18 protein-coding genes are annotated in these 17,938 nt (G+C 68.1%); 6 read left to right on the top strand and 12 right to left on the bottom strand.

Annotated elements, in window-relative coordinates; genetic code table 11:
- Positions 1–125: 125 nt before the first annotated feature.
- From fusA to rpsL, 3 genes are all read right to left on the bottom strand, one after another.
- Complete coding sequence (fusA, locus tag M3Q23_10840) at positions 126–2,168, bottom strand: elongation factor G (protein MDP9342563.1); 2,043 nt, start codon at positions 2,166–2,168, stop codon at positions 126–128.
- 260 nt (positions 2,169–2,428) lie between these two features.
- The gene (rpsG, locus tag M3Q23_10835) at positions 2,429–2,899 is read right to left on the bottom strand and encodes a 30S ribosomal protein S7 (protein ID MDP9342562.1); all 471 of its coding nucleotides are present in this window, start codon (positions 2,897–2,899) and stop codon (positions 2,429–2,431) included.
- Positions 2,900–2,908: 9 nt separating this feature from the next.
- On the bottom strand, positions 2,909–3,280 hold the full coding sequence (gene rpsL / locus M3Q23_10830) for a 30S ribosomal protein S12 (protein ID MDP9342561.1): 372 nt from the start codon (positions 3,278–3,280) through the stop codon (positions 2,909–2,911).
- 291 nt (positions 3,281–3,571) lie between these two features.
- Here rpsL and M3Q23_10825 point away from each other — a divergent pair, with 291 nt between their 5' ends.
- On the top strand, positions 3,572–4,402 hold the full coding sequence (locus M3Q23_10825) for an inositol monophosphatase (GenBank protein ID MDP9342560.1): 831 nt from the start codon (positions 3,572–3,574) through the stop codon (positions 4,400–4,402).
- A gap of 7 nt (positions 4,403–4,409) precedes the next feature.
- On the opposite strand, the gene M3Q23_10820 is transcribed toward M3Q23_10825, so the two are convergent.
- The 5 genes from M3Q23_10820 to M3Q23_10800 form a co-directional block, all read right to left on the bottom strand.
- Positions 4,410–4,652, bottom strand: a complete 243-nt coding sequence (locus tag M3Q23_10820; protein ID MDP9342559.1) for a hypothetical protein — start codon at positions 4,650–4,652, stop codon at positions 4,410–4,412.
- A 156-nt stretch (positions 4,653–4,808) separates the two neighbouring features.
- Complete coding sequence (locus M3Q23_10815) at positions 4,809–8,732, bottom strand: DNA-directed RNA polymerase subunit beta' (protein ID MDP9342558.1); 3,924 nt, start codon at positions 8,730–8,732, stop codon at positions 4,809–4,811.
- A gap of 79 nt (positions 8,733–8,811) precedes the next feature.
- On the bottom strand, positions 8,812–12,273 hold the full coding sequence (locus M3Q23_10810) for a DNA-directed RNA polymerase subunit beta (GenBank protein ID MDP9342557.1): 3,462 nt from the start codon (positions 12,271–12,273) through the stop codon (positions 8,812–8,814).
- A 228-nt stretch (positions 12,274–12,501) separates the two neighbouring features.
- Complete coding sequence (locus M3Q23_10805) at positions 12,502–12,933, bottom strand: type II toxin-antitoxin system VapC family toxin (GenBank protein ID MDP9342556.1); 432 nt, start codon at positions 12,931–12,933, stop codon at positions 12,502–12,504.
- Positions 12,934–13,245: 312 nt separating this feature from the next.
- Positions 13,246–13,809: a Uma2 family endonuclease gene (locus tag M3Q23_10800; GenBank protein MDP9342555.1), complete on the bottom strand. Its 564-nt coding sequence runs from the start codon at positions 13,807–13,809 to the stop codon at positions 13,246–13,248.
- A 111-nt stretch (positions 13,810–13,920) separates the two neighbouring features.
- Here M3Q23_10800 and M3Q23_10795 point away from each other — a divergent pair, with 111 nt between their 5' ends.
- Together M3Q23_10795 and M3Q23_10790 are read left to right on the top strand one after the other, a co-directional pair.
- Positions 13,921–14,337, top strand: a complete 417-nt coding sequence (locus M3Q23_10795) for a nucleotidyltransferase domain-containing protein (GenBank protein MDP9342554.1) — start codon at positions 13,921–13,923, stop codon at positions 14,335–14,337.
- A complete protein-coding gene (locus M3Q23_10790; GenBank protein MDP9342553.1) occupies positions 14,324–14,740 on the top strand; it encodes a DUF86 domain-containing protein in 417 nt (138 codons plus the stop codon). Before M3Q23_10795 ends, M3Q23_10790 begins: the two co-directional genes overlap by 14 nt.
- Positions 14,741–14,758: 18 nt before the next feature.
- On the opposite strand, the gene M3Q23_10785 is transcribed toward M3Q23_10790, so the two are convergent.
- Entirely contained in the window at positions 14,759–15,322 is a 564-nt protein-coding gene (locus tag M3Q23_10785; protein MDP9342552.1) for a Uma2 family endonuclease, read from the bottom strand.
- 119 nt (positions 15,323–15,441) lie between these two features.
- Here M3Q23_10785 and M3Q23_10780 point away from each other — a divergent pair, with 119 nt between their 5' ends.
- Positions 15,442–15,678, top strand: coding sequence for a type II toxin-antitoxin system prevent-host-death family antitoxin (locus M3Q23_10780; protein MDP9342551.1), 237 nt, complete (start codon positions 15,442–15,444; stop codon positions 15,676–15,678).
- Complete coding sequence (locus M3Q23_10775; protein MDP9342550.1) at positions 15,675–16,097, top strand: type II toxin-antitoxin system VapC family toxin; 423 nt, start codon at positions 15,675–15,677, stop codon at positions 16,095–16,097. The genes M3Q23_10780 and M3Q23_10775 overlap by 4 nt, the downstream gene beginning before the upstream one ends.
- Positions 16,098–16,102: 5 nt before the next feature.
- Here the strand turns inward: M3Q23_10775 and M3Q23_10770 are convergent, their stop codons facing one another.
- Together M3Q23_10770 and M3Q23_10765 are read right to left on the bottom strand one after the other, a co-directional pair.
- Positions 16,103–16,510 (bottom strand): type II toxin-antitoxin system VapC family toxin, encoded by a 408-nt coding sequence (locus M3Q23_10770; protein ID MDP9342549.1) that lies wholly within the window; start codon positions 16,508–16,510, stop codon positions 16,103–16,105.
- On the bottom strand, positions 16,507–16,740 hold the full coding sequence (locus tag M3Q23_10765) for a hypothetical protein (protein ID MDP9342548.1): 234 nt from the start codon (positions 16,738–16,740) through the stop codon (positions 16,507–16,509). The genes M3Q23_10770 and M3Q23_10765 overlap by 4 nt, the downstream gene beginning before the upstream one ends.
- 195 nt (positions 16,741–16,935) lie before the next feature.
- Between M3Q23_10765 and M3Q23_10760 the strand changes: the two genes are divergently transcribed.
- Positions 16,936–17,322, top strand: a complete 387-nt coding sequence (locus M3Q23_10760) for a hypothetical protein (protein ID MDP9342547.1) — start codon at positions 16,936–16,938, stop codon at positions 17,320–17,322.
- A 7-nt stretch (positions 17,323–17,329) separates the two neighbouring features.
- Here M3Q23_10760 and M3Q23_10755 read toward each other — a convergent pair whose 3' ends face one another.
- Complete coding sequence (locus M3Q23_10755) at positions 17,330–17,836, bottom strand: hypothetical protein (GenBank protein MDP9342546.1); 507 nt, start codon at positions 17,834–17,836, stop codon at positions 17,330–17,332.
- Positions 17,837–17,938: the final 102 nt, after the last annotated feature.

Genomic DNA, 17,938 nt, shown 5'->3' with positions numbered 1-17,938 from the left:
CTTGTCCGCCAGCACCTTGGTGATGGCCGCGGTGAGGGTGGTCTTGCCGTGGTCGATGTGCCCGATCGTGCCGATGTTCACGTGGGGCTTGGTCCGCTCGAACTTCTTCTTCGACATGTCCTCTCCTACTCTCCGCGAACCCGCGCGATGATCTCGCGCGCGAGCTGCTGCGGGACTTCCTGGTACGCGTGCAGCTGCATCGGCGTGTGCGAGGCCCGGCCCTGGGTCCGCGAGCGCAGCTCGGTGGCGTAGCCGAACAGCTCCGCCAGCGGCACCACCACGCGGATGGCCCGCATGCCGCTGCGCTCGTCGATGCGCTCGATCCGTCCCCGCCGCGCCGTGACGTCGCCCATCACGTCGCCCATGAACTCCTCGGGGGTGATGACCTCGAACTCCATGACCGGCTCCAGCAGCACCGGGTCCGCCCGCCGGGCGGCCTCCCGCAGCGCGATCTGGCCGGCGATCTTGAACGCCATCTCCGACGAGTCCACCTCGTGGTACGACCCGTCCACCAGCGTGGCCCGCACGTCCACCAGCGGGTATCCCGCCAGCACCCCCGACTCCAGCGCCTCCTGGATGCCCTGGTCCACCGACGGGATGTACTCCCGGGGGATGGAGCCGCCCACGATCTTGTTGATGAACTCGTACCCGCCGCCCGAGCCCGTGGGCTCGAGGTCGATGTAGACGTGGCCGTACTGGCCCCGGCCGCCGGTCTGCTTGATGTAGCGGCCCTCCACCTTGTGCACGGGCTTGCGGATGGTCTCCCGGTAGGCCACCTGGGGCTTGCCCACGTTGGCGCCCACGTTGAACTCCCGCACCAGACGGTCCACCAGCACTTCCAGGTGGAGCTCGCCCATGCCCGAGATGATGGTCTGGCCCGTCTCGTCGTCGTGCTTGACCACGAACGTGGGGTCCTCGTCGGCCAGCTTCGCCATCGAGATGGCCAGCTTGTCCTGGTCGGCCTTGGTCTTCGGCTCCACCGCCACCGAGATCACCGGCGTCGGGAACGTGATGGACTCGAGCACGATGGGGTTGGCCGGGTCGCACAGCGTGTCGCCGGTGGTGGTGTGCTTCAGCCCCACCACCGCGACGATGTCGCCGGTGAACGCGGCGTCCATGTCCTCCCGGTGGTTCGCGTGCATCTGGAGGATCCGGCCGATGCGCTCCTTGCGGTCGCGGGTGGAGTTCAGGATGTGGGCGCCGGTCCGGAGCACCCCCGAGTACACCCGGAGGTAGGTCAGCCGGCCCACGTAGGGGTCGGTCATGATCTTGAAGGCCAGCGCGCTGAACGGCTGGTCGTCGGCGGGCTCGCGGACGGCCTCACCGTCGCCGGGCACGTGCCCGGTCAGCGGCGGGACGTCGAGCGGCGACGGGAGGTACGCCACGATGGCGTCCAGCAGCGGCTGGATGGCCTTGTTCTTGAAGGCGCTCCCGCACAGCACGGGCGTGCCCTCCGTGGCCAGCGTGGCCCGGCGGATGGCCCGGCGGAGCTCCACGGGCGTGGGCTCCTCCTCCTGGACGTACTTCTCCATGAGGTCGGCGTCGTGGTCGGCCAGCTTCTCGAAGAGGTCGTGGCGGGCCTGCGTCGCGGCCTCCCGGAGCTCCTCGGGGATCTCCAGGGTCTCCCACTCCTCGCCCATGCCGCTCTCGTCCGCCCAGTGCAGCGCCTTCATCTCGATGAGGTCGATGACACCTTTGAAGCTCTGCTCGGCGCCCCACGGCAGCTGGACCACCAGCGCCGGCATCCCGAGGCGGTCCTCGATCATGCCCACGGTGCGCTGGAAGTCCGCGCCGGTGCGGTCCATCTTGTTTACGAAGCAGATCCGGGGGACGTGGTAGCGGTCGGCCTGGCGCCACACCGTCTCGGTCTGGGGCTCCACGCCCGCCACCGCGTCGAACACGGCGACGGCCCCGTCCAGCACCCGCAGGGACCGCTCCACCTCGACGGTGAAGTCCACGTGTCCCGGGGTGTCGATGATGTTGATCCAGTGGTCCTTCCACCGGGTGGTGGTGGCGGCGGAGGTGATGGTGATGCCCCGCTCGCGCTCCTGGACCATCCAGTCCATCTGGGCCGTGCCCTCGTGGACCTCGCCGATCTTGTAGGCCTTGCCGGTGTAGTAGAGGATCCGTTCGGTCGTCGTGGTCTTGCCCGCGTCGATGTGAGCCATGATCCCGATGTTCCGGGTCCGGGCGAGCGGATATTCCCGGATGACGAGGCCGCCCTTGCCGGCCCCTCCGGCCTGCCGTTCTCTCGTTGCCTGCGCTGTCTGTGCCACCTGTTCCAACTTCCTCGCCGGGGTCGCCATCTATGCCACCCCTGTCTGCCCCACCGGGGGCCTATCGCTCGGGGCCTCGCTGTCGAGGCCCCCGAGCCCCGTCACCGATCCGCCGGACCCGGGGGTCCGGCGGTCGAATTCCTCCTCGACGATCACCATCGGTAGTGCGCGAAGGCCCGGTTGGCCTCGGCCATCTTGTGCAGGTCCTCGCGTCGTTTCACCGACGCCCCTTGGCCCGTGGAGGCGTCCATGATCTCGCCGACCAGCCGGTCGGCCATGGTGTGCTCCCGCCGCTGCCGGGTGTAGTTCACCAGCCACCGCAGGGCGAGCGTGGTCCCCCGCGACGGCCGGACCTCCACCGGTACCTGGTACGTGGCCCCGCCGACCCGCCGCGAGCGCACCTCGAGCAGCGGCCGGGCGTTCTCCACGGCCTTCTTCAGCGTGATGACCGGGTCGTTCGCCGTGCGCTCGCTGATGACCTCGAGCGCCTTGTACACCGTGCGCTCGGCAACGCTCTTCTTGCCGTGCAGCAGCACCTTGTTGATGAGCTGCGTGACGAGCGGGTTCTGATAGATCGGATCCGGCTCGATCTCGCGCTTGACCGCTTGTCCCTTCCTGGGCATCGACCGCTCCTACTGGCTCTTCTTGGCGCCGTAGCGAGAGCGCGCCTTCTTCCGGTCACGGACTCCGGCGGTGTCGAGGGTGCCGCGGACGATCTTGTAGCGAACGCCCGGGAGGTCCTTCACCCGGCCTCCCCGCACGAGCACGATGGAGTGCTCCTGGAGGTTGTGGCCGATTCCGGGGATGTAGGCGGTGACCTCGATGCCCGACGTCAGCCGGACTCGGGCAACCTTCCGGAGCGCCGAGTTCGGCTTCTTCGGGGTGGTCGTGTACACACGCGTGCAGACACCGCGCCGCTGCGGAGATCCTCGAAGAGCGGGGCTCTTCGTCTTGCTCCGCGGGCGCTCTCGCCCGTTCCTGACCAGCTGTTGAATGGTGGGCATGGCTCTCTCGTCTGCAACGCTCGCCTTCTCATGCTTCGGGGGACCGTCAAAAAGCCGGACCCGCAGGCCCGGCCTCCAGGGTGCTGCCCTTGCGACCGAAGCTCCCTTATGGGTCCCCCTCGTACGTTCTTGGATTGCGATCCGCATCGAACCGCAATCGTCAAAGGTACTAGTCCGCAGCGTGGGCTGTCAATTTGCTCACAATTGCAGCAAGACAACCGATGCGCTCGGGAGCCTTAGTGTACACGCACGAGAGGCCTCCTGACCGGCCCTTTGCTAGCGTGGGCCGCCGTGGCGGACTCCCGATCGCTCGATCGCCTGCTCGACGCGGCCCGGGCGGCCGCGGTGGCTGGTGGCGAGGTCGTCCGCCGGGCCGGCGCGGACGGCGCGGACGGCGCGGGCGCCGAAGCCACCCAGGCCACCATCAAGAACGGCCCGGGCGACTACGTGACGGAGGTGGACCGGCACAGCGAGCGAGTGGTCGTCGAGGCCCTGGTGGCGGCGGCGCCCGGCATCCCGGTGGTGGGCGAGGAGGAGGGCGGGCACGGGGGCGACCGGTACTGGGTGGTCGACCCGCTGGACGGCACCACCAACTTCCTGCACCGGTTCCCCCTGGTGGGAGTGTCCGTGGCCCTGGTCGAGCAGGGACGGCCCGTCGTGGGGGTCGTGCACGCGCCGTTCCTGGAGGAGACGTACTCGGCGGCTCGCGGCGAGGGGGCCACCGTGGTCGAGCACCGGCGATCGCGGGCGGCGCGCCCGCTCCGCGTGTCCCTGCGCGACCCGTCCCAAGCCGTGGTGGCCACGGGCTTCCCGTTTCGGCACAAGGACCTGGTGCCCCGGTACGGCCGGATGCTCCTGCGAAGCCTGGAGCGGTTCGAGGACCTCCGGCGGCCCGGCGCCGCCTCCCTGGACCTGGCCTGGGTGGCCGCGGGCGTGTTCGACGGGTTCTTCGAGCTGCGTCTCTCCGCGTGGGACGTGGCCGCGGGCGGGCTGCTGATCGAGGAGGCCGGCGGCGTGGTCACCGACTGGGAAGGGGGACCCGACTACCTCTCGGGGGACATCCTGGCCGGCCCCTCCCAGGTGCAGGAGGTGCTGCTGGACCTGGCCCGGAAGACCGAATAGCCGCCGGTCATGCCCCTTCGGCATGGCGATCGAGATGGACGTCGATGCGCTCCGCCTGCGAATCGATCCGGGCGTTCATGTGGTCCATCCGGGCGATGAGGGCATCGAAGCGGCGGTCCATCGCGTCGAACCGGGCGTCCAAGCGCGCGATCAGCGCGTCGAACCGGCGATCCACGGCGTCGAAGCGAGCGTCCACGGCGTCGAACCGTGCTTCGAAACGGGCCTCGAGCGCATCGAATCTGGAGTCCATGCGGGCGGCGAGGTGGTCGATCCTCGATCCGAGGCTTCCATCTCGAAGCCGACTGTAGCACCGCCCTGTGACACGAACCCGTTACGCGAGGAGGGCCGGGACGCCCCCGGCCCTCTCGCCTTGGTTCTGCTCGCCGGACGGGCCGGCCGGCCTCGGCTACTCCTCGCCGCCCTCCACGGGGGCGAGGCCGCCCAGGGCCCGCTCGGCTTCTTCCCGGGTCATCCGGCGGTACTCGCCGTCGCCCTCCGCGGGCTCGCCCATCTCCTGGGCCAGCTCCCGCTGGCGGACGTGCCAGTACTCGGGGATGAACTCGGGCTTGATCTTGACCTGAAGGTTTCGGTACCGGCTCAGGCCCGTCCCCGCGGGGATGAGCTTGCCGATGATCACGTTCTCCTTCAGGCCGAGCAGCGGGTCGGACTTCGCGCTGATGGCGGCGTCCGTCAGGACCCGGGTGGTCTCCTGGAACGAGGCCGCGGACAGCCACGAGTCCGTGGCCAGGGCGGCCTTGGTGATCCCCATGAGGATCGGCCGGGCCGACGCGGGCTCGCCGCCGCCCTCCACCACTTCGGAGTTCTTCTCCTCGAAGCGCTTCCGGTCCACCAGCTCACCGGGCAGGAAGTCGGTGTCGCCCGGCTCGATGATGTGCACCTTCCGCAGCATCTGCCGGATGATCAGCTCGATGTGCTTGTCGTTGATCGTCACGCCCTGGCTCCGGTAGACCTGCTGGACCTCCTCCACCAGGTGCAGCTGGAGGGCCTGGACCCCTTCGACGCGGAGCTTCTCGTGCGGGTTGACGGAACCCTCGGTGAGCTGCTGGCCCACCTCGACCCGGTCGCCGTCGGAGACCGCCAGCCGCGCGCGCAGTGACACCGCGTACTGGACCTGGTCGCCGTCGTCCGAGGTCACGGTGATCCGGCGGACTTTCTTCTCCTCGTCCTCCTCGATCTGGACCGTGCCGGGGAGCTCGGTGATCTGGGCCTCTCCCTTGGGACGGCGGGCCTCGAACAGCTCCTGGACCCGGGGGAGGCCGTGCGTGATGTCCTCGCCGGCCACACCACCGGTGTGGAACGTCCGCATGGTGAGCTGCGTGCCGGGCTCGCCGATGGACTGCGCGGCGATGATGCCGACGGCCTCGCCGATGTCGACCAGCCGGCCCACCGCGAGGTTGCGGCCGTAGCACAGGCGGCACACGCCGTACTCCGCCTCACAGGTCAGGACGGAGCGGACGTACACCCGCTCCACCCCGCTGTCCACGATCTTGGCCATGCTGACGTCGTCGAGGAGGTCGCCCTTCGAGGCCACCTTGGTCCGCTCGACCTTCACGTCCTCGGCCAGCACCCGGCCGAACAGCGCCGTGTCCGCGTGCCCGGTCGGCACCCGGTCGCCCTTCGGCGTGACCGTGTTGACCCGGGCGGGGATGCCCCGGTCGGTCCCGCAGTCGTCCTCCCGGATGATGACCTCCTGGGCCACGTCCACCAGACGACGGGTCAGGTACCCCGAGTCGGCGGTCCGCAGGGCCGTGTCGGCCAGGCCCTTCCGGGCGCCGTGGGTGGAGATGAAGTACTCCAGCACGGTGAGCCCCTCACGGAAGTTGGCCTTGATCGGCCGGGGGATGATCTCGCCCTTCGGGTTGGCCACCAGGCCACGCATGCCGGCGATCTGGCGGATCTGCTGGATGTTCCCTCGGGCTCCCGAGTTGGCCATCATGTAGATCGGGTTGGTGGGCGAGAACTCGGCCTCCATGGCGTCCTTGACGTCGTCGGTGGCCTGGGTCCAGATCTCGATGAGCTCCTGCTTGCGCTCGTCGTCGGTGATGATCCCCTTGCGGAACTGCTGCTCGACCTTCTGGGCCCGCTTCTCGTACTCGTCCAGGATCTTGGCCTTGTCCTTGGGCGTGGTGACGTCCTCGACCCCGAGGGTGACCCCGGCCCGGGTGGCGTAGTGGAACCCCAGCCGCTTGAGGTCGTCCAGGATCCGCTGCACCGACGCCCGGTCGTACTGGCGGACGCACTCGTCCACCAGCTCGCCGACGTCGCCCTTCAGCACGTGGCGGTCCACGTACGGGAAGTCGAGCGGGAAGGCCTCGTTGAAGATGACCCGGCCCACCGTGGTCTCCACCAGCCGCACGCGGCCGTTCGACTCGCCGTCCCCGTTCGAGGAAGCCGCCAGCTCGGGCGGCATCGCCTTGCCGGGCAGGCGGACCCGGATGATGTCGTGGAGGTGGATCATCCCGGCGTCCTCGGCCAGCAGCGCCTCGGCCGGCGACGAGAACCGCGGGATGGCCTCGTCCTTCTTGGGACGCTCTCGCGACAGCGTGAGGTAGTACATCCCGAGCACCATGTCCTGGGTGGGCACGGCGATCGGGCGCCCGTGGGCCGGCGACAGGATGTTGTTCGCCGACAGCATGAGGACCCGAGCCTCGGCCTGCGCCTCGGCGGACAGCGGCACGTGCACGGCCATCTGGTCGCCGTCGAAGTCGGCGTTGAACGCCGTGCACACCAGCGGGTGGATCTGGATGGCCTTGCCCTCCACCAGCACCGGCTCGAAGGCCTGGATGCCCAGGCGGTGCAGGGTGGGCGCCCGGTTCAGCATGACCGGGTGCTCCCGGATGACCTCCTCCAGCACGTCCCACACCTGCGGACGGGCCCGCTCCACCATCCGCTTCGCGCTCTTGATGTTCTGCGCGAGGGCCTGGTCCACGAGCCGCTTCATCACGAACGGCTTGAACAGCTCCAGTGCCATCTGCTTGGGCAGGCCGCACTGGTGCAGCTTCAGCTCCGGCCCGACCACGATCACGGAACGGCCCGAGTAGTCGACCCGCTTGCCCAGCAGGTTCTGGCGGAACCGGCCCTGCTTGCCCTTCAGCATGTCGGACAGCGACTTCAGCGGGCGGTTGCCCGGGCCGGTGACCGGACGGCCCCGGCGGCCGTTGTCGAACAGCGCGTCCACGGCCTCCTGGAGCATCCGCTTCTCGTTGTTCACGATGATCTCGGGGGCCTGGAGGTCCAGCAGCCGCTTCAGCCGGTTGTTCCGGTTGATGACCCGGCGGTACAGGTCGTTCAGGTCGGAGGTGGCGAACCGCCCACCGTCCAGCTGCACCATGGGCCGCAGGTCCGGCGGGATCACCGGGATGGCGTCCAGGACCATGCCCATCGGCGAGTTCTTGGTGCCGATGAAGTTCGACGCCACCTTCAGCCGCTTGATGGCCTTCTGGCGGCGGGTGCCCTTGGCCGTGCGGATCTGCTCGCGCAGGAACTCCGCCTCGGCCTCCAGGTCGAGGTCGAGCAGCAGGCGCTTGATGGCCTCTGCGCCCATGCCGCCGTCGAAGTAGTCGCCGTAGCGCTCCCGGAGCTGGCGGTACACCGCGTCGTCGGCCACCAGCTGCTTCACCTTCAGGTCCCGGAACGCGTCCAGTACTTGGTCCAGCTGGTCGGTCTCCCGCTTGGAGGCCTCGGTGAGGCGCTCGATCTCGCGCTGGGCCTCCCGCCGGGCGGCCGACAGCTGGGCGCCCTTGGCACCCTCGGCCTCCAGCTCGCGGAGGCGCTCCTCCAGCTCGGACAGCCGGTCCTGGATCTCCTCGTCGCGGTGCCGGTCGACCTCCCGCTTCTCCTCGTCGATGTCCTTCTCGATCTCGGGGAGGTCGCGGTGGCGGCGCTCGGTGTCCAGGCGGGTGATCACGTAGGCGGCGAAGTAGATGATCCGCTCGAGGTCCTTCGGTGCGATGTCCAGCAGGTAGCCCAGGCGGGACGGGACGCCCTTGAAGTACCAGATGTGCGTGACCGGGGCGGCCAGCTCGATGTGGCCCATGCGCTCCCGGCGGACCTTGGCCCGGGTGATCTCCACGCCGCAGCGCTCGCAGATGATCCCCTTGAACCGCACCCGCTTGTACTTCCCGCAGTGGCACTCCCAGTCCCGGGTGGGACCGAAGATGCGCTCGCAGAACAGGCCGTCCTTCTCCGGCTTCAGGGTCCGGTAGTTGATGGTCTCCGGCTTCTTGACCTCGCCGTTCGACCACGCCCGGATCTGGTCCGCCGTGGCCAGCCCGATCCGCAGCTCATCGAAGTAGTTGACGTCGAGCACTAGCGCCGCGCCCCCTTCATGTCAGTCGTCGCTTCCACTTCCGTCACTTCCCCTTGCCGATGCACGCGTGTGGCCCGCATCAGTCGAAATCCGCCCCGGCGGGCTCGCGCCTCGACAGGTCGATCCCGAGCTCCTCCGCCGCCCGGAACACGTCCTCGTCGGTCTCCCGCATCTCGATCTCCTGCCCCTCCGCCGAGAGGACCTCGACGTTCAGGCACAGGGACTGCATCTCCTTGATCAGGACCTTGAAGGACTCCGGGATGCCCGGCTCGGGGATGTTCTCGCCCTTCACGATGGCCTCGTACACCTTGACCCGGCCCAGCACGTCGTCGGACTTGATGGTCAGGAGCTCCTGGAGGGCGTACGCCGCGCCGTAGGCCTCGAGCGCCCACACCTCCATCTCCCCGAACCGCTGCCCGCCGAACTGGGCCTTCCCGCCCAGGGGCTGCTGCGTGATCATCGAGTACGGGCCGGTGGACCGGGCGTGGATCTTGTCGTCCACCAGGTGCAGCAGCTTCATGATGTAGACGTACCCGATGGCCACCGGCTCCTCGTAGGGCTGGCCGCTCCGCCCGTCGAACAGCCGGGCCTTGCCCGAGTCGTCGATGAGGCGGTCGCCGTCCTTGTTCGGCTGCGAGCTCCGGATGGCTTCCAGGATCTCGTGCTCCCGGGCCCCGTCGAACACCGGCGAGGCCACGTGGATCGGCCCCTCCTTGATCTGGCCGTCGAACTTGAACCCCATGGCCGCCGCGTACCCGAGGTGCGCCTCGAGGACCTGCCCCAGGTTCATCCGGGACGGGACCCCCAGCGGGTTCAGGATGATGTCGCACGGCGTGCCGTCCTCCAGGAACGGCATGTCCTCCTCGGGAAGGATCCGGGCGATGACGCCCTTGTTCCCGTGGCGGCCGGCCAGCTTGTCGCCGTCGGAGATCTTCCGCTTCTGGGCCACGTACACCCGGACCAGCTGGTTCACGCCGGGGGCCAGCTCGTCGCCGTCCTCCCGGGCGAACACCCGCACCCCGATGACCTTGCCGGACTCGCCGTGGGGGACCTTCAGCGAGGTGTCCCGGACCTCCCGGGCCTTCTCACCGAAGATCGCGCGCAGCAGGCGCTCCTCTGGCGTGAGCTCGGTCTCGCCCTTCGGCGTGACCTTGCCCACCAGGTAGTCGCCCGGGTTCACCTCGGCCCCGATGCGCACGATGCCGCGCTCGTCGAGATCCTTCAGGATCTCCTCGGAGACGTTCGGGATGTCCCGGGTGATCTCCTCGGCCCCGAGCTTGGTGTCCCGGGCGTCGACCTCGTGCTCCTCGATGTGGATCGACGTGAGCACGTCGTCCTTCACCAGCCGCTCGGAGATGACGATGGCGTCCTCGTAGTTGTGGCCCTCCCACGGCATGAACGCCACCAGGAGGTTCCGGCCCAGCGCGAGCTCGCCCATGTCGGTGGACGGGCCGTCCGCGATGACCTGGCCCTTCGCCACCTTGTCGCCCACCGACACGATGGGCTTCTGGTTGATGCAGGTGCCCTGGTTGGACCGTCGGAACTTCAGCATGCGGTAGGTCTTGAGGTTGCCGGTGCGGCCCCGGACCACGACGTCGTCAGCGGAGACGTCCTCCACCACCCCGGCCTCGTCGGCCAGCACCACGTCGCCCGCGTCCACCGCGGTGCGGAACTCCACGCCCGTCCCGATCAGCGGGGCCTCCGACTTCAGCAGCGGGACCGCCTGGCGCTGCATGTTCGCGCCCATGAGGGCCCGGTTGGCGTCGTCGTGCTCCAGGAAGGGGATCAGCGCCGCGGCCACGCTCACCAGCTGCTTCGGCGAGACGTCCATGTAGTCGACCTCGTCAGGAGCGACGTAGTCGACCTCGCCGTGCTTGCGCCGCACCAGGACCCGCCCCTCGGAGAACTTCCCGTTCTTGGGGTCGTGCGGCGTGTTGGCCTGGGCGATGACGTGCAGGTCCTCCTCGTCCGCCGACAGGTAGTCGATCTGGTCGGTGACCCGGCCCTTCACCACCTTCCGGTACGGCGTCTCGATGAACCCGTACGGGTTGATGCGCCCGAACGACGAGAGCGAGCCGATCAGGCCGATGTTCGGGCCCTCCGGCGTCTCGATGGGACACATCCGGCCGTAGTGGGACGGGTGGACGTCACGGACCTCGAACCCGGCCCGCTCCCGGGACAGGCCGCCCGGGCCGAGCGCCGACAGGCGGCGCTTGTGGGTCAGGCCCGCCAGCGTGTTGGTCTGGTCCATGAACTGGGACAGCTGCGACGTTCCGAAGAACTCCTTGATGGACGCCACCACCGGGCGGATGTTGATGAGGGTCTGCGGCGTGATGGCCTCCACGTCCTGGGTGGTCATGCGCTCGCGGACCACCCGCTCCATGCGCGACAGGCCGATCCGGATCTGGTTCTGGATCAGCTCGCCCACGCTGCGGAGGCGGCGGTTCCCGAAGTGGTCGATGTCGTCGGGCTCGTAGCCCTCCTCGCCGGCGTGCAGCCGGACCAGGTACCGGACCGCCTTCAGGATGTCCTCGTAGGTGAGGACGGTCTTCTCCTTGGGCGCGCCCTGGCCGGACTCGCCCGACTGGAGCGTGGCGAACACGCGGTACCGGGGCTGCTCCCAGCCCTTGCGGTCCGGGTTGTCCAGCTCCTTCATGGCGTTGAACTTCGCCTTGAGCTGGGCGGCGAGGGCCGGGTCGGCCTCCCCCAGCTTCTTGGAGACCTTGTAGCGGCCCACCCGGGCCAGGTCGTAGCGCTTGTGGTTGAAGAACAGGTTCTCCAGCAGGGTCCGGGCGGACTCGGCCGTGGGCGGCTCGCCCGGGCGCAGGCGCCGGTAGATGTCCTCCAGGGCCTCCTCCGGCGAGCCGACGTGATCCTTCTCCAGGGTCAGCTTGATGGAGGGGGCGTCGTCGAACAGGGAGAGGATCTCCTCCTCCGTCCACCCCATGGCCTTCAGCAGCACGGTCACGTGCTGGCGGCGCTTGCGGTCGATGCGCACGCCCACGGTGTCGCGCTTGTCGACGTCGAACTCCAGCCACGCCCCCCGGCCCGGGATGACCTTGGCCAGGTAGACGTCCTTGTCGGAGGTCTTGTCGATGCTGCGGTCGAAGTAGACGCCGGGGCTCCGGACCAGCTGCGAGACCACGACTCGCTCGGTCCCGTTGATGATGAAGGTGCCCTTCGAGGTCATCATGGGGAAGTCGCCCATGAAGACCTCCTGCTCCTTGATCTCGCCGGTCGTCTTGTTGACGAACGAGCACTCGACGAACAGCGCCGCCGAGTAGGTCATGTCCTTGTCCTTGCACTCCTCCTCGGAGTGCTTGATCTCCTTGAAGTGGTGGGAGCCGAAGAACAGCTGAAACTGCTCGGTGAAGTCCTCGATCGGGGAGATCTCCTCCAGGACTTCCTTGATTCCCTCGGACAGCAGCCAGTCGAACGACTCGCGCTGCACCCCCACCAGATCGGGAAGGGGCAGGGGCTCTTCGAGCTTGGCGAAGCTCACACGTTCGCGACCAGGAACGAGCAGATCAGGCAACACGATCCCCCTTGGGTTGAGGACGACGAACTACAGGCGTGAAGATGGACAGGCGGGAGACGGCACGGCAACCGCTCAGTGTAGGAAAGAAAGGCGCAAGTGTCAACGCCGGGCTCTCGACCTCACCGGTCGGCCCGGTGTCACGGGCGTGACCATACCACTGCGCACCGCATCCTGCCAGCTATAACGCGCGCAAGCGGCCCCATTGTTCCCCGACTGCGCCGGCTCGAATTGTCACGCTCCCAAGGGATCGCGGAACCGAAGCTGGGGGAAGCGCGCGAAGTCGCGATCGGTGGTGCACAACATGGACCCGTGCTCCATTGCGAGCGCGGCCAGGTGAGCGTCCATGAGCAGGGGTCCCCGGGCCCTGCCGGCCTGGGCGAGGCCCGCCAGAACAGTCCAGTGGCGTCCAGACGGTTCGGCGACCCCGACGCCCGGCTGCGCCAGCCAGCTCCTCACGATCTCGATGGCGTCTTCCGGCTGGAGTGGTCGTTCGAAGACTGCCGGGTTCGTGCTGATTCGCAAGAAGGCCAGCAACGATAGGAGGGCGATCCGCACATCATCTTCCCCGGAGAGTGCTTGTTCGAGCCACACCCGGGCGCGCTTGTGCTGGGGGCTCGAGGCATCGTAGGCGTAGAGAAGGATGTTGGCGTCGATCAGGATCATGCGCGGCGGGGCCCCTCGATCCTGTCGAGGAGGCCTTCCACGTCGTCCAACTCGATTCCCGGCCGAAGTCCGAGATCGGTCGCGATGACCCGAAAGGGCGGTCGCTCCTGTTTCCCCGCGCTCGACAGGCCCCGTCGAAGGGCGTCGTTCACGACGTCCTTGAGTGGCTTGCCGGTTCGACGAGCCTCAACCTTGAGACGAGTCATTACGTCGTCGTCAAGCGTCAGCGTGGTCCGTTGTGACACATCACGAAGTCTAACTCATAGACATCATGATGGGCGGTAGTCTTGAGCCAGGAGGCGGCCGGACGCATCAGTCCTCGGATGGGCCGAGCAGGTCGGCCACCGGGATGGAGAACCCGGGAGCTTGGGGCGACTCGAGGGTGTCAGCTCGAGATAGGAGTGCCGGCGGCCCATGGCGTGCTTCCTCCAGGCGGTAGACCTCCACCCGGTCGGCCTCGAGGTCGACGAACCAGTACTCGGGGATCCCGAACCGCTCGTACAGCTCCCGCTTACGTACCAGCTCCAAGCGGCGGGTGGAGGGCGAGGACACCTCGACCACCAGGTCCGGAGCGCCCCGGACGAAGGGCCGCTCCACCTTCGAGACGTTCTCGGGCCGTACGAACAGCACGTCCGGCTCGACCACGTTGGTGTCGGCGAGGAACACATCGGTGGGTGCGACGTAGAGCTTCCCGCCCCGCTCCTCAGCGTAGAGACCGAGGCGGATGCACAGCCGAACGACCACGTCCTGGTGGCGGGTGGACGGGGCCGCCGTCACGACGAGCTCCCCGTCGATGAGCTCCCGCCGAAGGTTGTCCTCGGGGAAGGCTCGGAGGTCCTCGTACGTGAGCCGGGTCGTCCTGGGCTGGGTGGCCATCGTTCACCTCCTCCTGCCATGGCCGTCAGAAGGTAGCAGCAGGGTACGACATCCAAACGGCGGCCTCCTCACATCCCGACCTGGCGGTCTGCCGGAGGTACGCTCACGTTGATGGACGACCCCGAAAGCCGGATCCGATCGGTGCTCGAACGGCACGAGGACGTGCTCGCGGCGTACCTGTTCGGCTCGGTGGCGAGAGGAACGGCCGCGCCGCTCTCCGACGTCGACGTCGCCGTGTTGCTCCGGGAAGACGGAAACCTGGTGCACCGGCAACGTGACCTCATTACAGACCTCTCGAGGGAGCTTCGGAGGGACGACGTCGACGTGATCGTCCTCAACACGTGCCCGGTCGCGCTGGGGTACCGGGTCCTGAGAGACGGCCGCGTTCTCGTCTCCAGGGATGAGAAGGCCCGGGTGGATCACTGGGTTCGCACCGTGGATCGGTACATCGACATGGCCCCCCTCCGCCGCGCGCTCGACGAGGGCCTGCACCACCGCCTCGAGGAAGGCCGCTTTGGTCGATCCTGAGTCGGTCCGGAGACGGCTTCGCGAGATCGGGCGGCGCCTCAGCAGGCTGGAGCGCGTTCGGGAAGCCGGGAGGGATGGTTTCCTGGCCGACTCGGACCTCCAAGCCGCGACCGAGCGTCACTTCCAGATTGCGATCCAGGCTGCCATCGACATCGCTGTCCATATCCTGGCCGAGGATTCGGACGAGACCCCCGAGGATTACGCGGACGCGTTCATCAAGCTGGGGCGAGTTGGCGTGATCGACGAGGCGCTCGCCGAGCGGCTCACCGCCGCGGCGGGGTTCCGAAACATCTTGGTGCATGCCTACTTGGAGGTGGATCCCGTCCTCGTCTGGAGTGACCTGGACTCTCTGGAAGACTTCCGGGCATTCTCCGAGGCCATCGAGCAGTACCTGGTGGGCTGACCTCCCTGGATAGCGAACTCATTCCTCGGGTGGGCCGAGCAGGTCGCCGACCGGGATGGAGAATCCGGGGACCTGGGGAGACTCGAGGGTTTCGACGCGGGTGAGCAGCACGGGCGGCTCGTACTGCGCCCCTTCCAGGCGATAGACCTCCACCCGGTCGGCGTCGAGGTCGACGTACCAGTACTCGGGGACCGCGAACCGCTCGTACAGCTCGCGCTTGCGGACCAGCTCCAGGCGGCGGGTGGAGGGCGAGGATACCTCCATCACCAGGTCCGGGGCACCCCGGACGAAGGGCCGCTCCACCTTCGAGACGTTCTCGGGCCGTACGAACAGCACGTCCGGCTCGACCACGTTGGTTTCGGTGAGGAACACATCTGTGGGCGCGACGTAGACCTTGCCACCCCAATCGTTCGCGTACGCGAGCAGGCGAGCCCCCAGTTGGAGCACCGCGTCCTGATGGCGGGTGGACGGAGCCGCCGTCACGATGAGCTCCCCGTCGATGAGCTCCCGCCGGAGATTGTCCTCGGGGAAGCCTCGGAGGTCCTCGTAGGTAAGCCCGGTTGTCCTGGGCTGGGTGGCCATCGTTCACCTCCTCCTGCCATGGCGGCCGAAAGGTAGCAGCAGGGTACGACATCCACCGGCGGCCTCCTCATCACCTCCCCGACTCGGCGGCTGGGATCACATGTGATACAGTGCCAGCGATGCGTGAAGTAAGTATTCGGGACCTCCGCAACCACGGCGGAGAAGTCGTGGACCGAGTCGCTCGGGGGGAACAGGTCACGATCACCCGAGCGGGGAAGGCGGTCGCTGAGCTCCGACCGCTGCCTGATCCGGCTCTGTCGGCCAGCGCCTTGCTGGCCCGGTGGCATCGGCTTCCTGCCGTCGACCCGGTCGCCTTGCGTGCCGACATCGACGAAGTCCTGGAGCCGGACCTGTGAGCGAGGCCACACGCTCGGGGCGAGGCATCCTCGACACATCGACGGTCATACTCCTGCAGAGCATCCCCGACGCCGCCGTCCTTCCCACAGAACCACTCATCACGGCCGTAACGCTCGCGGAACTCTCGGTGGGTCCGCTCGTCGCTCGGGACGAGCGGACGCGCGCGGCCCGCCAAGCGCACCTTCAGCAGGCGGAGGCCGATTTCGACCCGCTTCCCTTCGACGGCAACGCCGCCCGCGCGTTCGGCCGAGTGGCGGCCTCACTTCGGAGATCGGGCCGCAAGATCACGGCTCGGGCCTACGACGCCATGATCGCCGCGACGGCCGTGGCGAACGATCTTCCCCTCTACACCTGCAATCCATCGGACTTCGCCGGGATCGATGACCTGGCCGTCGTCCCGGTCCCGCCGCCCCGATAGCGCTCTCAGGGGCCGCCGGGGAGCTGGATCGTCTCGATGCCCGTGTGGGTGCGTGCCGCGGAGGCCAGCGCGGCATCCTTCGTCGCCAGGGGCTCACCGAGGCGCTCCGCCAGCGCGACCAAGAGCGCGTCAGCGGCGGTGAGGTTCTCTCGCAGCTCCCAGGCGCGTTCCCGGAGAGGAAGGGTGGGGAAGATCTCGACGGCGAGGTCGCCCAGATCCTCGATCGCGGCTCTGGCCCGGGCCGGAGGGATGGAGCCACGCTGGACGTGCCGCCGGAAGACGGCCAGCACCTCGAAGACGAGCAGGTCCGGGGCAGCCAAGGTTCCCTCACGAGCCAGTAACCCCCCCACGTCCTCCGAAGCCTCCTCGCCCACCAAGAAGTCGACCACGGCCGACGTATCGATGACCGTCATTCGCCTTGGTCGCGAAGCTCGCGAACGGTGCGCTCGCTGGGCTCGCTCAGCCGAACGGCCCCTCGAGCCTCGATTCGCGCGGCGAGCTCCTCGGGCGTGGGACGCGTGGCCGACCGAGCCAGCAGATCACGGACGTACTCCGATAGCGAGGTGCCCGAGGCCGCCGCCCTGGCCTTGAGCGTGCGATGCACGTCCTCGGGAACATCGCGGATCTGGATCAAGACTCCCATGCGTGGGTCAACGATACCATGCTCATCAGCTGCATATGAAGCTCGCGAGTATGGCGGATGCTAGCCAGCCTCCTCAAGGCTGAGCTCATCGGGCGCCGGCTACGACGAACCAGGGAACCGGACGGGGTTCAAGGCCCCCGAAATCCCCGCGGGCCGGGTACGGTGGATTTCATGCGGGCACCTCCCCGACCGAGCGTGCGTCAAGGAGTCGTCGACGCCGGCCTGTGGGCCGTCTCTGTGGCGTTGCTGTTGGCGACCTTCGTGCTGTCCCTGGGCCCGGCACCGCCGGGGCTCAACGCATTCTTCGCCTCGGACAAGGTGATCCACGCGGCGGGCTACGCAGCCCTGACGGGCTCGTGGCTGCTGGCCGCGGTGTGGCGCCCGGGCCGGGGCGACGGACCATTCCCGCGGCGGGCGTGGCTCATCGCGGCCGGGGCTATAGCGCTGGGCGTCGCCATCGAAGTGGGTCAGCACTTCGTGGATCGCAGTGCGGACCCATTCGACGCCCTGGCCGACGCCGGCGGGGTCCTCGTGGCGCTGTGGGCGTGGACGGCCGTCCGACGCCGAGCGACCCTGACGTGACGAGCTGTCAGAGTCCGTTCCGAAGCAAGCGCAGGAGGGTTCGGTTCTCGAAGTAGGAGAACCTATGGATGGTCCATCCGACGTTATCGGAACGGGCCGCTTGGAGGAAATTCCTCGTATCCGACCTCCAGTGGGGGTCCGGGCTCGTGGTGAGCCCGCCACAGGGACAGTTGAACGCCGTGAACTCGAGGACCCAGGTGGGATAGTTCCACTCGTGGGCGCGGTTCTCATACAAGGCCAGCCTGTGCTTCCCGCGCGGGTTCCAGTTCGGAGCGTAGTACTCGAACGAGTACACGGCTCCGAGAATCCGAGGCCGTCGCGCCAGGGCGAACTGCTTGGTGCTGTTGTTGAACTGATCCGGGACGACGATGAGCAGGTCAGGGTCCAGCTTGTGCGCGGTCTCCCCGACCCGCTCGTAGAACCGGGCCAGATGGAGAGCCCGGGGCTTTAGTCCTTCGGTCCCCGGGTAGGGTTGCGCCAGAATGTCGTAGGTGTCGGCGTTCACGGAAACCACCAGTTGAAAGGGCTCGCGTTCAAGTTATCCACCAGTCCCGCGTTCACGTAATCCCGCAGTTCTGAGGCGGGAGGTCCACCACCTGGGCTCCTTGTCAACGTA

The sequence above is a fragment of the Actinomycetota bacterium genome, assembly GCA_030774015.1.
In the GTDB taxonomy this organism is placed as follows: domain Bacteria; phylum Actinomycetota; class UBA4738; order UBA4738; family JACQTL01; genus JALYLZ01.
This window is presented reverse-complemented; position numbering and strand designations above follow the sequence as displayed.

Bases quoted from the DNA above. Each gene is read 5' to 3' on its own strand.
- M3Q23_10770 (MDP9342549.1), bottom strand. From the start codon at position 16,510: ATGACGGTCATCGATACGTCGGCCGTGGTCGACTTCTTGGTGGGCGAG.
- fusA (MDP9342563.1), bottom strand. From the start codon at position 2,168: ATGGCTCACATCGACGCGGGCAAGACCACGACGACCGAACGGATCCTC.
- M3Q23_10805 (MDP9342556.1), bottom strand. From the start codon at position 12,933: ATGATCCTGATCGACGCCAACATCCTTCTCTACGCCTACGATGCCTCG.
- M3Q23_10780 (MDP9342551.1), top strand. From the start codon at position 15,442: ATGCGTGAAGTAAGTATTCGGGACCTCCGCAACCACGGCGGAGAAGTC.
- M3Q23_10820 (MDP9342559.1), bottom strand. From the start codon at position 4,652: ATGGACTCCAGATTCGATGCGCTCGAGGCCCGTTTCGAAGCACGGTTC.
- M3Q23_10800 (MDP9342555.1), bottom strand. From the start codon at position 13,809: ATGGCCACCCAGCCCAGGACGACCCGGCTCACGTACGAGGACCTCCGA.
- rpsG (MDP9342562.1), bottom strand. From the start codon at position 2,899: ATGCCCAGGAAGGGACAAGCGGTCAAGCGCGAGATCGAGCCGGATCCG.
- M3Q23_10795 (MDP9342554.1), top strand. From the start codon at position 13,921: ATGGACGACCCCGAAAGCCGGATCCGATCGGTGCTCGAACGGCACGAG.
- rpsL (MDP9342561.1), bottom strand. From the start codon at position 3,280: ATGCCCACCATTCAACAGCTGGTCAGGAACGGGCGAGAGCGCCCGCGG.
- M3Q23_10785 (MDP9342552.1), bottom strand. From the start codon at position 15,322: ATGGCCACCCAGCCCAGGACAACCGGGCTTACCTACGAGGACCTCCGA.
- M3Q23_10765 (MDP9342548.1), bottom strand. From the start codon at position 16,740: ATGGGAGTCTTGATCCAGATCCGCGATGTTCCCGAGGACGTGCATCGC.